Origin of the sequence: Quatrionicoccus australiensis, assembly GCF_020510425.1 — a bacterium.
GTDB lineage: Bacteria > Pseudomonadota > Gammaproteobacteria > Burkholderiales > Rhodocyclaceae > Azonexus > Azonexus australiensis_A.
Genome location: NZ_JAHBAH010000001.1, coordinates 3114048 through 3127993, shown reverse-complemented (window position 1 = coordinate 3127993; position 13946 = coordinate 3114048). Strand labels below are relative to the sequence as shown.

The 13946-nt window shown below is 63.5% G+C and carries 14 protein-coding genes; 8 read left to right on the top strand and 6 right to left on the bottom strand.

All coding sequences use genetic code 11. From position 1 onward, the window contains the following. Position 1 precedes the first annotated feature (1 nt). The 4 genes from KIG99_RS15085 to rsxA are packed head-to-tail and all read right to left on the bottom strand — an operon-like array spanning position 2 to position 3731. Complete coding sequence (locus KIG99_RS15085) at positions 2-1099, bottom strand: RnfABCDGE type electron transport complex subunit D (protein ID WP_226460898.1); 1098 nt, start codon at positions 1097-1099, stop codon at positions 2-4. Continuing rightward, positions 1096-2604 (bottom strand): electron transport complex subunit RsxC, encoded by a 1509-nt coding sequence (rsxC, locus tag KIG99_RS15080; protein WP_226460897.1) that lies wholly within the window; start codon positions 2602-2604, stop codon positions 1096-1098. The genes KIG99_RS15085 and rsxC overlap by 4 nt, the downstream gene beginning before the upstream one ends. A gap of 7 nt (positions 2605-2611) precedes the next feature. Then, positions 2612-3139 carry an RnfABCDGE type electron transport complex subunit B gene (locus KIG99_RS15075; RefSeq protein WP_226460896.1) on the bottom strand — a complete coding sequence of 176 codons (528 nt, stop codon included), beginning with the start codon at positions 3137-3139 and terminating at the stop codon, positions 2612-2614. A gap of 13 nt (positions 3140-3152) precedes the next feature. Beyond that, a complete protein-coding gene (gene rsxA / locus KIG99_RS15070; protein WP_226460895.1) occupies positions 3153-3731 on the bottom strand; it encodes an electron transport complex subunit RsxA in 579 nt (192 codons plus the stop codon). Positions 3732-4021: 290 nt separating this feature from the next. Here rsxA and nifL point away from each other — a divergent pair, with 290 nt between their 5' ends. The 3 genes from nifL (at position 4022) to KIG99_RS15055 (ending at position 8775) form a co-directional block, all read left to right on the top strand. Next, complete coding sequence (gene nifL, locus KIG99_RS15065; protein WP_226460894.1) at positions 4022-5548, top strand: nitrogen fixation negative regulator NifL; 1527 nt, start codon at positions 4022-4024, stop codon at positions 5546-5548. A gap of 22 nt (positions 5549-5570) precedes the next feature. Continuing rightward, the gene (gene nifA, locus KIG99_RS15060) at positions 5571-7199 is read left to right on the top strand and encodes a nif-specific transcriptional activator NifA (RefSeq protein WP_226460893.1); all 1629 of its coding nucleotides are present in this window, start codon (positions 5571-5573) and stop codon (positions 7197-7199) included. A 97-nt stretch (positions 7200-7296) separates the two neighbouring features. Beyond that, positions 7297-8775, top strand: a complete 1479-nt coding sequence (locus KIG99_RS15055) for a methyl-accepting chemotaxis protein (RefSeq protein ID WP_226460892.1) — start codon at positions 7297-7299, stop codon at positions 8773-8775. Positions 8776-8792: 17 nt separating this feature from the next. Here the strand turns inward: KIG99_RS15055 and KIG99_RS15050 are convergent, their stop codons facing one another. Together KIG99_RS15050 and KIG99_RS15045 are read right to left on the bottom strand one after the other, a co-directional pair. After that, the gene (locus KIG99_RS15050; RefSeq protein ID WP_226460891.1) at positions 8793-9560 is read right to left on the bottom strand and encodes an NAD-dependent deacylase; all 768 of its coding nucleotides are present in this window, start codon (positions 9558-9560) and stop codon (positions 8793-8795) included. Positions 9561-9581: 21 nt separating this feature from the next. Next, positions 9582-11561: a response regulator gene (locus KIG99_RS15045; RefSeq protein ID WP_226460890.1), complete on the bottom strand. Its 1980-nt coding sequence runs from the start codon at positions 11559-11561 to the stop codon at positions 9582-9584. 136 nt (positions 11562-11697) lie between these two features. Here KIG99_RS15045 and KIG99_RS15040 point away from each other — a divergent pair, with 136 nt between their 5' ends. The 5 genes from KIG99_RS15040 to KIG99_RS15020 all read left to right on the top strand — a co-directional run bounded on the left by KIG99_RS15040 (position 11698) and on the right by KIG99_RS15020 (position 13945). After that, the gene (locus tag KIG99_RS15040) at positions 11698-12378 is read left to right on the top strand and encodes an alpha/beta hydrolase (RefSeq protein ID WP_226460889.1); all 681 of its coding nucleotides are present in this window, start codon (positions 11698-11700) and stop codon (positions 12376-12378) included. Between the two features lie 119 nt (positions 12379-12497). Beyond that, positions 12498-12830, top strand: coding sequence for a (2Fe-2S) ferredoxin domain-containing protein (locus tag KIG99_RS15035; RefSeq protein ID WP_226442763.1), 333 nt, complete (start codon positions 12498-12500; stop codon positions 12828-12830). A gap of 3 nt (positions 12831-12833) precedes the next feature. Beyond that, entirely contained in the window at positions 12834-13103 is a 270-nt protein-coding gene (locus KIG99_RS15030) for a nitrogen fixation protein NifZ (RefSeq protein WP_226460888.1), read from the top strand. A 6-nt stretch (positions 13104-13109) separates the two neighbouring features. Continuing rightward, complete coding sequence (locus KIG99_RS15025) at positions 13110-13643, top strand: flavodoxin (RefSeq protein WP_226460887.1); 534 nt, start codon at positions 13110-13112, stop codon at positions 13641-13643. Continuing rightward, the gene (locus tag KIG99_RS15020) at positions 13640-13945 is read left to right on the top strand and encodes a hypothetical protein (RefSeq protein WP_226460886.1); all 306 of its coding nucleotides are present in this window, start codon (positions 13640-13642) and stop codon (positions 13943-13945) included. Before KIG99_RS15025 ends, KIG99_RS15020 begins: the two co-directional genes overlap by 4 nt. Position 13946: the final 1 nt, after the last annotated feature.

The following is a 13946-nucleotide window of genomic DNA, read 5'->3' as shown; positions in this document are numbered from 1 at the left end:
CTCAGGCCCCCTTCTTTTCCGGAATGCTCAACGGCTTGCCCTTGCGGTCACGGCCAAGGATGCGCGGTTTGACGAAGCGATCGATGACCGGCGTCATGGCGTTCATCAGCAGGACCGCGAAAGCCATCCCCTCCGGATAAGCGCCCCAGGTGCGAATGACCCAGGTCAGCAAACCGACGCCCAGACCGAAGACGATTTGTCCCGCCCCCGTATTGGGCGAAGTCACGTAGTCAGTGGCGATGAAGAAAGCGCCGAGCATGGCAGCCCCCGACAACAGGTGCGCCGAAACGCTCAGGTAATGCCCCGGATCGACGGCATGACCGATTGCAGCGGGAATCGCCAGACCGGCCAGTACCGCCAGCGGCGTATGCCAGGTGATGACACCGCGCGCCAGCAGGTAGAGGCCGCCGCCAAGGATCAGCAAGGAAGCCGACTCACCGAAGCTGCCGGCCCGCGTACCGAGCCACGACAGGGCCGGCGCCTGGGCACCGGCCAGTGAATGCAGCAGGTCGATGCCGCGCGACATTTCGGTCTTGGAAAAGCCGAGCAGCGAAGCACTGGCCATCGCATCCGGTAGCGGCAGGCTGGTCAGAAAGATACGCAGACCGTCAATGAAGTCGGGCGCGGCCAGCGAAGTCAGCGGCAGGGGGAAAACCCACTGGGTCAGCGGGACGGGGAAGGAGATCAGCAAGGCGACGCGGGCCACCATGGCCGGATTGAAGACATTCTGGCCAACACCGCCAAAGACCTGCTTGCCGATCACGATCGCGATGAAACCACCGAGCACGGCGACCCACCACGGCGCCCAGGGCGGCAGGGTCATCGCCAGCAGCCAGCCGGTGAGCATGGCCGATCCGTCGAACAGGGTGCCCTTGAAACGCTGGCGCCCCATCAGCTTGAGCGACAGGGCCTCGAACCCGAGGCAGGACAGGACGGTGAGCAGGAAGAGGAAGACCGACGGCCAGCCGAACAGCCAGAAGCCGAACAGCGTCGCCGGCAGCAGCGCCAGCTGGACGCGGAACATGGTCAGGGTGACCGAATTGCCGCCGTGTGCGTGCGGCGAGGCGATCGGTGGCGCAGTCAGGCTGCTGGTGCTCATGCGGACTCTCCTTGTTTGGCCGCTTCGGCAGCGGCTGCTGCGGCGGCGGCCGCAGCACGTTCGGCCTTGCGTTTGGCGGCCGCTTCGACCTTCTCGCGCTGCTCGCGATCCAGACGTTCCTGACGCTGCAGGGCCATTTTCTTGGTTGCCTCGGTGCGCAGCTTGTTGCGCTCACGGGCGTAGAGATCGCCCTTGGCGTGGTAGAAGTACTGGACCAGCGGGATGTGCGAGGGGCAGACGTAGGCACAGCAACCGCAGGCGATGCAGTCGGCCAGACCGAGATCGGCCGCGGCATCCATTTCGTCGTTGCGGATGCGCGCGCTCATTTCGAGCGGCAGCAGCCCCATCGGACAGGCCTTGACGCAACTGCCGCAGCGGATGCAATCCTCGACTTCGCCACCCGCCGCCTCGTTGGCGTCGAGCAGCAGGATGCCGCTGGTGCCCTTGATCACCGGCACCCGCATGTGGGGCAGGATAGTGCCCATCATCGGGCCGCCCATCACCAGCTTGGCGACCTCGCCCGTCGTGCCGCCAGTGAAGGCGACCAGGTCGCTGATCAGGGTGCCGAGCGGCACTTCGTAGTTGCCCGGCGTCGCTGCAACGCCGCCATTCAGGGTCATCACCCGGCTGAGCAGCGGCCGGCCGAGACAGACCGCCTGCTGCACGGCGTAGGCCGTACCGACGTTATGGACGATGACGCCGACGTCAGCGGCACGCGCGTCGGACGGGACTTCGCGCCCGGTCAGTTCGACGATCAACTGGCGGTCGGAACCCATCGGGTAACGCGCCGGCACCGGGAAAATCGTGACATTGTCGAAACGGGCTGCGGCCTCGCGCATCGCGGCGATCGCTTCCGGCTTGTTGTCCTCGATACCGACCTTGGCTTCGCCGGCACCGGTCGAGATCAGCATCAGGCGGATGCCGGTCACGATGTCGGCGGCGCGGTCGCGCATCAGGCGGTCGTCGCAAGACAGGTAAGGCTCGCACTCGCTGCCGTTCATGATCAGCGTGTCGATTTTCGAACGGCGGCCAAGATTAAGTTTGACCGAGGACGGGAAGGTGGCGCCACCCAGGCCGACCACACCGGCCGCGGCGACGCGTTTGGCGATGTCCTCGGGCGAGAGCGAAAAAGGATCGGTGATGACTTCGGTTTCGATCCAGGCATCTTCGCCATCGCTGTCGATCGAGATCGCCATGCCGGGCAGGCCGGAAGCGTGCGGCGCGGTAATTTCGCCGATCGCGCTGATCGTGCCGGAAGTCGAGGCATGCAGCGGCGCCGAGATGTTGCCCTGGGCGGCGGCAATCAGCTGGCCCTTCCTGACCTTTTCGCCGACCAGCACGATCGGCCGCGACGGGGCGCCGACGTGTTGCGACAGCATCAGGTGCAGGCGTGGCGGAATCGGCAGTTTGCGGGTCGGCACATCGGAGGCCGGACGCTTGTGGTCGGCCGGATGGACGCCCCAGTCCTTGCCGAGGAAATGCTTGAAGAGGTTCATGAATCCCATGTTGATCTCACGCAGCCAGGGGTTTGGGCATGACCCAGTGCTGCAGGGTCACCGGCACCGGCGTCATCACCAGTGCCTCGGTCGGGCATTTTTCGATGCAGCTGCTGCAGCCGGTACAGGCCTCGCGCAGCACGTTATGGATCTGCTTGGCGGCACCGAGAATGGCGTCGGTCGGGCAGACTTTGCTGCAACGGCAGCAGCCGATGCAAAGCTCTTCGGCAACCAGCGCGATTTTCGGACCGTCGTCGGTCATCCCCGACAGATCGACCTCGATGCCGAGCTTGGCGGCAATTGCCGCGGCCAGCGCCTTGCCGCCCGGCGGGCAGCAGGTCGGGGCGGCCGAACCATCGACGATGGCCTCGGCAGCGCCGGAACAACCGGGGAAGCCGCATTGGCCGCAATTGGAACCGGGCATGATGGCGAGCAGTTCTTCCACCACCGGATTGCCTTCGACCTGCAGGAATTTGTTGGCCACACCGAGAATGATGCCGAGTGCGGCACCGAGGATGGTCAGACTGAGAATGGCAGCGATCATTGATTTATCTCCCTTAGACGTTCAGGCCGGAAAAGCCCATGAAGGCGAGGGCCAGCAGGCTGATGGTGACGAAGGCGATCGGCGCCCCGACGAAGGCACCAGGAACGCGGGCCAAGGCGACGCGTTCGCGCAGACCGGCGAAGATCAGCAGCACGATGGTGAAACCGAGCGCCGAGCCGAAACCGTAGAGCAGGCTCTTGAACAGGCTGAATTTCTGTTCGACGTTGAGCAGCGCAACACCGAGCACGGCGCAGTTGGTGGTGATCAGCGGCAGGTAGATGCCGAGCGACTGGTAGAGACCGGGACTGGCCTTCTTGATGAACATCTCGGTGAATTGGACGACGGCCGCGATCACCAGGATGAAGGTCAGGATGCGCAGGTAGCCCAGACCGAGCGGCGTCAGCAGCCAGTTGTCGAGCATCCAGGAGGCACCGGCCGCCAGCGTGATGACGAAGGTCGTCGCCAGCCCCATGCCGAGGGCGCTATCGACACTCTTCGAGACACCCATTACCGGGCAGAGCCCGAGAAACTTGATCAATACGACGTTATTGACCAGCGCGGTGGAGAGTAACAGGAGAATAAATTCGCTCATGGCTTTCGGTTTCCAGTTTTACCGACTGCCTCTCTGCACAAGGCGTGCCAAATCGCCATCACCTCCCGCAAACCCGCGTCGATGCACGATTTTGCGGTCGGCGCACCAAAACAGGGCAAAACCAGAGGAGTGGCAATGTCGCAAAGGTGACATGAATTTCGTCGCATTTGCTCCGCAAGCCTGACGGCAAGCCGCCATCGCCACGACCTGAAGCGAGCGGCACGGAACCTGCTAGATACGGAGCAAACACCCATACGACCAGACCAAACGTACTAATCAGGAGCATGACCATGTCGGCTGTCCCCAGTGCCCAGGCACCCATTGCGCAAAAGACGGAACTGCCGCCCGAGGCCTATCGCCAGGCGGTCGACCAGGCAGATCTGGCCATTTCGATCACCGATCCCAAGGCCAACATCCTCTTCGCCAACGAAGCCTTCGCCCGCGTCACTGGCTATACGCCCGACGAAATCATCGGCCAGAACGAATCCGTTCTCTCCAATCACACCACCCCGCCCGAGCTGTACAAGTCGATGTGGAGCGAATTGGCCGCCCAGCGACCGTGGACCGGCAAGCTGCTCAACGTCAGGAAAGGCGGCGAACGCTATCTCGCCGAACTGCACATCTCGCCGGTCGTCGACAGCAAGGGCAAGACCACGCACTTCCTGGGCATGCACCGCGACATCACCGAGATGCGTCGCCTGGAAAGCATGGTCCTCAACCAGAAACAGCTGATCGAATCGGTCGTCGATTCGGCGCCGATGGCCTTCGCCCTGCTTGATCAGAAAGGCCGCGTCATTCTCGACAACCAGGAATACAAGAAACTGGTCAGCGACCTGCGCACCAAGGAACCGGCGCACACCTTGCTCGACAGCGTGATGCCGCACTGGCTGGAGAGCCTGGCCAAATCCCCCGGCAAATGCGGCTTCGTCAGCCGCGAGGCGCGTATCGACCGTGCCGCCGGCCGGCCGCGCTGGCTTTCGGTGAGTTCATCGGTGATCGAGATGCATAGCGACGAAGCGGACAGCTATCTCCACACCGGCGGCAAGCCGGGCCTGCTGCTGGTCATCTCCGACATCACGTCCTTGCGCGAAGAGCAGGAAAAGGCGCGCGCCGCCGTGCTGCAGGCCGTGCTGGCCGACGAGGAACGCACCGCCGCGATCCGCGAAGGCCTCTCTGCCGCCATCTTCCGCCTTGAAGAACCGATGAATGTCATGGCCTCGGCTGCTTCCGTGCTGCAACGCCGCGACCCGGCCAGCGCCGGCGTGCTGCAGCAGGCCCTGGCGGCCAGTCGCGAACACATGGAAATGCTGCGTCAGGTCATCCCGCAAAGCCCGCAGGAAATCGCCGTACGCATCAACATCAACGAAATCCTGCGCGACGTCCTGGAAATCTGCACGCCGCGCCTGCTTGCCGCGGGCGTCATCGTCGATTGGCAGCCGGCCGCAACCCTGCCGCCGATCATCGGCCGCCCGCTGCAATTGCGCATGCTGTTCAAGGCCCTGGTCGATAACGCCATCGAAGCCATGAACATCAAGGGCTGGAAACGCCGCGAACTGAGCCTGACCAGCTCGGTCGAGCGTGACTGCGTGGTGATTGCCGTGCTCGACACCGGCCCGGGCATTCCGCACGAGTGGCGGCACAAGGCCTTCGAACCCTTCTTCACCGCCAAGAACGGCAGCGGCCGCCATATCGGCACCGGCCTGTCGCGCGCCCAGCAGGTTGTCGCCGACCACGGCGGCATCATCGACCTGGCAGAAAGTCCGAGCGGCGGTTGTGCGGCAATCGTCGAATTCCGTCTCGACGGCGACCCGATCTAAAAAGAACAAGAAAGGGAACAGCATGCACGAACACATCATCCACTCCGCCGACGAGTGCCCGCCGCCCGGTGGCTACTGCCGAACGCACGAGCTGAACATCCTGCTGCTCGCCGCGCTCTATGCGGTGAGCCGGGTGCTCAGCCGCTCGCTCGCCTTCAATGAAACCCTGCGCGACGTCCTGCGCGTCCTGCACGACGAAGCCGGCCTGACCCGTGGCCTGATCAGCGTCGTCGATCCGGCCAGCGGCAAGCTCGGCATCCACACGCTGTACAACCCGAATGGTCCCGACCTGGCCGACGTCCAGTACGGGCCGGGCGAAGGCATCATCGGCCTGGTTCTGGAAAAGCAGCGCACCATCAAGCTCGTTTGCGCTGCCGACGAACCGCGCTTCCTGAATCGCGAAGGCGTCTACCAGACCGACCTCCCCTTCATTGCCGTGCCGATCAAGGTCGGCGGCGATCTGCTCGGCGTCCTGGCTGTCCAGCCGGAATTGCCGGAAGACGGCCTGCTTGAGGAGCGCGCCCAGTTTGTCGAAATGGTCGCCAACCTGATCGGCCAGAACCTGCGTCTGTCACGCGATGTCCAGCAGGAAAAAAGCACCCTGCTCGAAGAACGCGACCTGTTGCGCCGCACCGTTCGCCACCAGTTCGGCTTCGACAGCATGGTCGGCCGCTCGGCCGTGATGCGCCGGGTTTTCGACCAGGCCCGCCTGGTCGCCAAGTGGAACACCACGGTACTGATCCGCGGCGAAACCGGTACCGGCAAGGAACTGATCGCCAACGCCATCCACTACAACTCGCCGCGCGCGCGCAATGCGCTGGTCAAGCTCAACTGCGCCGCCCTGCCGGAAAACCTGCTCGAATCCGAACTTTTCGGCCACGAACGCGGCGCCTTCACCGGCGCCGTCGAGTCGCGCAAGGGGCGTTTCGAGCAGGCGCACGGCGGCACCCTCTTCCTCGACGAAATCGGCGAAGTCTCGGCGCCCTTCCAGGCCAAGCTGCTGCGCATCCTGCAGGAAGGCGAGTTCGAGCGGGTCGGCGGCAGCAAGACGATCAAGGTCGATGTGCGGATCATCGCCGCTACGCATCGCGATTTGGAGACAGCCGTCGACATGGGCGATTTCCGCGAGGACTTGTTCTATCGCCTGAATGTCATGCCCCTCTTCCTGCCGCCGCTGCGCGAGCGCATCGAGGACATTCCCGAGATTGCCCGCCACCTGCTGAGCAAGATCGGCAACGACCAGAAACGCAAGCTGAGCCTGACCGACATGGCGAATCGCCGGCTCGCCAATTACGAATGGCCGGGCAATGTGCGCGAACTGGAAAACTGTCTGGAACGGGCGGCCGTGCTCTCCGAGGATGGCAAGATCGATGTCGACCTGATCCGCTTCCCGAGCAGCCGCGAACGCAGCTCACCGAAACCGCAGCGCGGTTTTTCCGCGCCAGCGGTCAACCCGGTTTCCAGCCCGATTTCCAGCCCCCTCTCGGAAATCGACATCGACGATCCCAACCTGTCGGAAAAGGAACGCGTCATTGCCGCTCTCGAGCAGGCCGGCTGGGTGCAGGCCAAGGCAGCCCGCATTCTCGGCATGACTCCGCGCCAGATCGCCTACCGCATCCAGACACTGAATATCGAGGTCAAGCAATTCTGATACATTGAGCAACAAGCCGCTTCGGGCCGTTCGACCCGAAGCGGTAACAATGCCCCGCGACAATTCACCGCATTTTCGACCGACTGGCCCAAATTTCATGCAGCGAACCCCTTTCCTTTCGAGCGCCGTTCTCGAAGTCATCTTCCTCAACATTCTGCTGCTGATTGCCGGCCTGATCGGTATGGCCACACATGGCTGGCAATTGCTCGACGGCATCTGGATGTTCCTGCTGATGTGTTTCGGCATCGGCAGCGGCCTGTTCTACCTGCACAAGCTGAAAGTGGCGCTGACGCCGCTGCAACACATCGCCCGCATTTCCGGCGAAATCGCCGAAGGGGTGATCGGCGCCCGCATCCCCGACAATCACCGGACCGACGAACTGGGCCGGGTGTGCAGCAACGTCAACGCCATGCTCGACCAGATGGAAGGCTGCTTCCGGCTTCAGCGCGAAGCCCTGGAAGCCGCCAGCAGCAACCAGTTCCAGCAGAAGCTGGACAGCAGCAGCCTGCGCGGCGTGTTCCGCGATGCGGTCGAAGGCGGCAACCGCTCGCTCGACATCCTGCTCGACAACTATCACCAGGAAATGCGCAACAACCTGCTCTCCCGCCTCGGGCAGTTGAATGCCGAAAACCTGCTGAAAAACATGAAGACCAGCCAGCAGGACATGCTCGGCATCGTCGCCGCCACCGATGAACTGGCGGCGATCTCGGAAGGCAACTCGCGTGCCGCCGAAGAAAGCAGCACGGCGATCACCCAGGTCGTCAGCGCGATGAACCGTCTGGTCGAGAAAATCGAGGATACCGGCCAGGCGATCAATGAATTCAACAGTCACCGGGAAGAAATCGCGCGTTCGGTGCAACTGATCGCCAACATCGCCGACCAGACCAACCTGCTCGCCCTCAACGCCGCCATCGAAGCCGCCCGCGCCGGCGAACATGGCCGCGGCTTCGCCGTCGTCGCCGACGAGGTAGGCAAGCTGGCCGAACACTCGAAGACCTCCTCGTCGGAAATCTCCGCGATCATGCAGACCTTGCAAGTCGACGCGGAAAAGATGCTCGCCAACTCGGGTGAAATGCGTGACATCGCCTCGGAATCCCGCGGCACGATCGGCGATTTCGACCGCCGCTTCGCTGACGTGGCGGCATCCTCAGCCACCGCGCTGACGCAGATCCGCTTCGTGCATGACGTCAGTTTTGCCTCGCTGGCCAAGGTCGACCACTTCATCTACAAGCAGAATGGCTACATGGCGATCAATCGCGGCATCGAATCGGACAATGCGCAGGCGATCAAGGTCAGCGAAACCGGCTGCCGCCTTGGCAAGTGGCTGGGCAACGATGCCACCCAGGCGATCTTTGGCCGCCTCGGCGCCTTCAAGCAGATCGCCGCGCCGCACCGTGGAGTACATCAGAACATGCACCAGGCGCTCGCATTGATGGGCAGTGGCTGGGAAACCGACTTCGCGATCCAGAAACAGCTGTTCTCCTCTTTCGAGGAAGTCGAACACGGCAGCGACGGCGTCATCATCGCACTCGACGACATGGTGCGCGAAAAGCACGGCAGTCAGGCCGTACGCTGATCTGGCATCGGCCGCCCTCAGGCGGCGTCGAGGCGCTGCATAATAGCCTGCAGCGCGGCCGCCGCGCCGAGTGGCAGATGGTAGTCGACGAGCTGACTGAGGCGGGTCTGCAGCGGATTGATCTCGACCGTCGGAATGCCGGACTGCGCGGCCCACACTACCGGTTCGGCGATGTAGGGAAAGACGCCGGAAGTGCCAATCGTGAACACCATGTCGAAACCGGCATCGAGGGCGTCGAGAAAACGCTCCATGGCCGCCTCCGGCAGTGCCTCGCCGAACAACACGACATTCGGGCGCAGCACGCTGCCGCAGCGCGGACAGCGCGGCGGCATTGCGTGCCCGGCCAGATGGTCGACCGTCTCGGCAAAGTCGCAGGCGGTGCACAACAGCCCCTGCAGGTTGCCGTGGATCTCGATCACGTCGCGGCTGCCGGCCTTGCGGTGCAGGCCGTCGACGTTCTGGGTGAACACCGTGACCCGCGCCAGCCGGCGTTCGAGTTCGGCGATCGCCAAGTGCGCCGCATTGGGCTGGGCGGCACGACAGTTTTCCTCGATCTGGGCGAGGTATTTCCAGGTGATGTCGGGGCGCAGCGCGAATACCTCGCCGGACAGCGCATCCTCGATCGCCAGGCCATCCTCGGTATGTTCGCCGTTGTAGAGGCCACCGACGCCACGATAAGTGGGCAGGCCCGAATCGGCCGAAATACCGGCGCCGGTAATGAACAGGACGCGCTCGGCCCGGGCCTGGCGCAGCGCAATGTCGTCAAGTGCGTTTTCGATCAGCATCCGGCAAGGATACCGTCTCGCCTAGCCGACCGCATCCACTGCCCGCAAATTCCGTAGCAATGCGGCAAACAGCACCGGCGGATCGACCGGCTTGCTGACGAAATCGTTCATGCCGGCGGCGAAACAGCGCTGCCGGTCATCATCGAAGGCGTTCGCCGTCATCGCCAGGATGCGCAGCTTCGCGCCACCGGGCAGGGCGCGGATCGCCTGCGCCGCGGCCAGACCGTCCATATTGGGCATCTGCATGTCCATCAGGACCAGGTCGAAATGCCGGTCGCGCGCCAGGTCGACCGCCTGCCGGCCGTCTTCCGCCGTTTCGACGACCAGCCCGACTTCTTCGAGCAAAAGACGTGCAATTTCCTGGTTGACCGGTTCGTCCTCGGCCAGCAGGATGCGCCGGCCGCGAAACTCGCGGGCCAGCACTTCCTCGGCGGCATCGGCAACCGGCGCAGCAATACCGGCCGGCTGCGCCTCGCCCTTGCGCAGGCGGACGGTGAACCAGAAATTGCTGCCCACCCCCGGCGTACTGCTGACCCCGGCCGCACCGCCCATCAGTTCGGCAATCTTGCGGGTGATGCTGAGACCGAGGCCGGTGCCGCCGTATTGCCGCGTCGTCGAGTTGTCGGCCTGCTCGAAATCGGAAAACAGGCGGCCGACCACCTCGGGCGGAATGCCGATCCCGGTATCCTCAACCTCGAAGCGAACCATCACCGAATCGGCATCCTCGCCGAGCGACAAGGCCCGCAAGGTAATGCTGCCGGCCGCCGTGAACTTGATGGCGTTGTTGAGATAGTTGAGCAACGCCTGTTGCAGCCGGGTCGGATCGCCCAGCAGGCGCTGCTCGAGCCCGGAACATTCGGCAAGCAAACGAAGATGCCGGGCCTGGACGCGCTCCTGCAGGATCGAGACGACATTGGCGATCAGGGCGGGAACCGACAACTCGCTTTCCTCGAGCGCGAACTTGCCGGCATCGATCTTGGAAAGTTCGAGCACGGCATTGATGATTTCCAGCAGATGCCGTCCGGCATTGTCGATTTTCTGCAACTGATCGGCCTGCTGTGGCGTGGCCCCGCCGCGCTGCAGCAGGTGCACCATGCCGGTGATCGCATTGAGCGGCGTGCGGATTTCGTGACTGATGTTGGCAAGGAAGGTGCTCTTCGCCCGGTTGGCCGCCTCCGCCTCATCCCTGGCGGCAGTCAGGGCCTGAGTACGCTCGGCGACCTGCGCTTCGAGATGTTCCTGGTTACGCAACAATTCGGCCTGAGTCTTTTCCCGCTCATCGGCCCAGCGCCCGACCAACCTGGCGACCCAAACCAGCCCCGCCATGCCGAGCAGCCAGATCAGCAGATGACTCGCGCCCAGGGTCAGGCGGGACTCGGCAATCTCCGCCAGATAAGGCGCCAGTGGCAGGTTGAGGCCGGTCGCACCGCGCATGTCGCCGATCTTGTAACCGAGAATGGCGTGGCATTTGCTGCACCCATCCTCCATGTACATGGCGCGCAGGTAGCGCAGGTAAGGCTGGCCGTCGATCTGGTTGATCGCCCAGACTTCCTTGCGCTCGCCCCGGACGAAGGCTTCGAGCTGCAATTTTTCCCAAGCATCCGGCGCATTGCCCGGGTTGAGGTACTTGAGACCGGTGATGCGACCCCGGATACCATAGCTGTCGGCATAGAGATCCATCATCTGGCGCAGCATGCTGGCCGGATTGAGCAGGGTCAGCTGCCGCCCGTCCGTGGTCGTCACGTCACGTCCGGGCACATGCGCCAGAAAGGGCACCGATTTCTGGGTGGCCGTGATCGGCACATAGACACCGCCATGCAGGGTGCCCCAGCGGCGCAGCGTCAGATCCTTGTTAAGATTGGCGCGCGCCTCGGCATAAGCCATGTTCATGACCTGGACCTCGGCATTGCGCAGGTTCCAGATTGCCGAGGCCGCGAGCGTCAGTGTCCACAGCAGGAAGGCCAGGATGAACAAGCGCCGCTGCATCAGTTTTTCAGCCATTGTTCCCACCCCTTTCGCGTGCGCCCCGGACAGGTTAAGACGATAGCATCTACGCCTGCGCACAGCCAGCCGCTCGGACATGGCAAACGCAAGTTAATATGCGGCCTCGCTCCACCGTACGCAGAAAGACCAGACCATGCCCACCCTGCTCCCCGCCATTGAAATCGAAACCGCAGCCAATCCGGCGTTCGCCGTCATCTGGCTGCACGGACTCGGTGCCGACGGCGGCGATTTCGCACCGATCGTGCCGCACCTTGCGTTGCCGGCCGGACTGGGCGTGCGTTTCGTTTTTCCGCATGCGCCGGAACTGGCGGTGACCTGCAACAACGGTTACGTGATGCCGGCCTGGTACGACATCACCTACATCGACGGCATCGACCGGGGGGTCGATGAAGACGGCGTCCTGCAGAGCGCCGCGCGCATCCGCGATCTGATTGCCCGCCAGAACGAGCTCGGCATTCCCTGTCGCAACATCGTGCTGGCCGGTTTTTCGCAAGGCGGCGCAATGGCCTACAGCGCCGGGCTGACGCATCCGGAAAGGCTGGCCGGCATCGTCGCCCTGTCCGCCTATATTCCGGCCCCCGGGCTGTTGACCGATGCGGCCTTGACCGCCAACCGCGCAACGCCGGTTTTCGCCGGCCACGGCACGGAAGACGACGTTGTGCCCTTGCAACTCGGCCGCCAGGCATTTGCCCACCTGCAGGCGATGAACTACCCGATCGAGTGGCATGACTACCCGATGCCACACTCGGTCTGCATCGAGGAAATCGCCGACATCGGCCGCTGGCTGACCGGACGCTTCACATCGGCTGGCTGAACGCCGACGGAACTTGTCGCAAAAGCGACATCGACAATTGAGCACAAGCAACTGAATTCATTGGATTTAAAGCCTGGCACTACCCTTGCATTGCTTCAAGCATCAACAAGGAGAGCTCCATGTCAGGAAAACCCAAAAAACACGTCTTCGTCTGCGTTCAGGGCCGCCCGGCCGGTCACCCGCGCGGCTCCTGCCAGGAAAAGGGCTGCGGCCAGACCTGGCAAGCCTTTTCCGATGAATTCACCGCCCGCAACCTGTGGGCCTCAGGCTTCGCGCTGACCAATACCGGCTGCCTCGGCCCCTGCCATGTCGGCCCCAGCGTGCTGGTCTACCCGGACGGCATCATGTACACCAACGTCAAGCCGGAAGACGTCGCCGTCATCATCGACGAACACCTGATGTTCGACCAGCCGGTACAGCGCCTGCTCGCTACCCCTGACGTCTGGAGCTGAGCCATGGAAGACTACAAATACGAGATTGGCGAACTGGTCTACGCCGCCGTGGATATCCTCAACGATGGCGGCATGCCCGGCATTGACGACGAAGAAGGCCTGATCGCCCCGGCCGGCATGCGCGGCATGATCATCCAGTTCGGCCGTGCCGAAGCCGACGAAACCCAGCACGTTTACCTGGTCCAGTTCGAAAACGGCCCGGAAGGCGTGCTCGGCGCCCCGGTCGGCTGTCTGCCGGAAGAGCTGACCCAGGAAAAGCTGGTCGCCGCCTGATCCGCCATGCCCAGCATCGGCATTTTTTTCGGCACCGACACCGGCCGCACCCGGCTGCTCGCCAAGCAGATCGCAAAAAAGCTCGGTGATGCAGTCGCGGCGCCGGTCAATATCGGGCGCACGACGCTGACCGACTTTCTCGCCCATGACCGGCTGATTCTCGGCAGCCCGACGCTGGGCGCCGGCGAGCTGCCCGGCTTGTCCACCGGCCTCAATCAGCCGAGCTGGGAAGAGTTCCTGCCGCAACTGGCCGGCGCCGACCTGCGCGGCAAGATCGTCGCCATCTTCGGCCTCGGTGACCAGAAAAAATACCCGGACGAATTCGTCGACGCAATCGGCCTCATCCACGATGTCGTGCTTGCGGCCGGTGCGACGGTTATCGGGCGCTGGCCGGTCGACGGCTACGAATTCAACATTTCGCAGGCGGTAGACGGCGACGAATTCCTCGGCCTCGCCATCGACCAGATCAACCAGCCGCTGCTCACTGAAGAGCGCGTCGAGCGCTGGCTGGCACAGATCAGCCCGGAATTGCTGCGATGAACATCAATCCCTGGGTCGCCCCCAAGTCACGCGAAATCCGCAAGGTCCTGGTCGCGCTCGCACCCCACGTTGCCAGCGCCTGCGACGTCGTCCCCGACGCCGGCAACGATCCGCAGATCGTCATCCTGCGCCACACCGAACTCGACAAACTGCGCGCCCACATCTACGTGCATGGCCAACGCGCCGGCACCTACGGCATCTTCCTCGAATACCCGCACCCGGTGCCGGGCATCATGGAAAGCGAAGAAAACCTGCCGCTAGCGCGCCTGCTCGAAAGCCTGGCGCTTCACTTCGCCGCCTGAA

What these genes read in the sequence shown, in the direction of transcription:
- KIG99_RS15025 (WP_226460887.1), top strand. Translation starts at nt 13,110, where the DNA reads ATGCCCAGCATCGGCATTTTTTTCGGCACCGACACCGGCCGCACCCGG.
- KIG99_RS15035 (WP_226442763.1), top strand. Translation starts at nt 12,498, where the DNA reads ATGTCAGGAAAACCCAAAAAACACGTCTTCGTCTGCGTTCAGGGCCGC.
- KIG99_RS15075 (WP_226460896.1), bottom strand. Translation starts at nt 3,139, where the DNA reads ATGATCGCTGCCATTCTCAGTCTGACCATCCTCGGTGCCGCACTCGGC.
- KIG99_RS15050 (WP_226460891.1), bottom strand. Translation starts at nt 9,560, where the DNA reads ATGCTGATCGAAAACGCACTTGACGACATTGCGCTGCGCCAGGCCCGG.
- KIG99_RS15020 (WP_226460886.1), top strand. Translation starts at nt 13,640, where the DNA reads ATGAACATCAATCCCTGGGTCGCCCCCAAGTCACGCGAAATCCGCAAG.
- KIG99_RS15040 (WP_226460889.1), top strand. Translation starts at nt 11,698, where the DNA reads ATGCCCACCCTGCTCCCCGCCATTGAAATCGAAACCGCAGCCAATCCG.
- rsxC (WP_226460897.1), bottom strand. Translation starts at nt 2,604, where the DNA reads ATGGGATTCATGAACCTCTTCAAGCATTTCCTCGGCAAGGACTGGGGC.
- KIG99_RS15030 (WP_226460888.1), top strand. Translation starts at nt 12,834, where the DNA reads ATGGAAGACTACAAATACGAGATTGGCGAACTGGTCTACGCCGCCGTG.
- nifA (WP_226460893.1), top strand. Translation starts at nt 5,571, where the DNA reads ATGCACGAACACATCATCCACTCCGCCGACGAGTGCCCGCCGCCCGGT.
- KIG99_RS15045 (WP_226460890.1), bottom strand. Translation starts at nt 11,561, where the DNA reads ATGGCTGAAAAACTGATGCAGCGGCGCTTGTTCATCCTGGCCTTCCTG.
- nifL (WP_226460894.1), top strand. Translation starts at nt 4,022, where the DNA reads ATGTCGGCTGTCCCCAGTGCCCAGGCACCCATTGCGCAAAAGACGGAA.
- rsxA (WP_226460895.1), bottom strand. Translation starts at nt 3,731, where the DNA reads ATGAGCGAATTTATTCTCCTGTTACTCTCCACCGCGCTGGTCAATAAC.
- KIG99_RS15085 (WP_226460898.1), bottom strand. Translation starts at nt 1,099, where the DNA reads ATGAGCACCAGCAGCCTGACTGCGCCACCGATCGCCTCGCCGCACGCA.
- KIG99_RS15055 (WP_226460892.1), top strand. Translation starts at nt 7,297, where the DNA reads ATGCAGCGAACCCCTTTCCTTTCGAGCGCCGTTCTCGAAGTCATCTTC.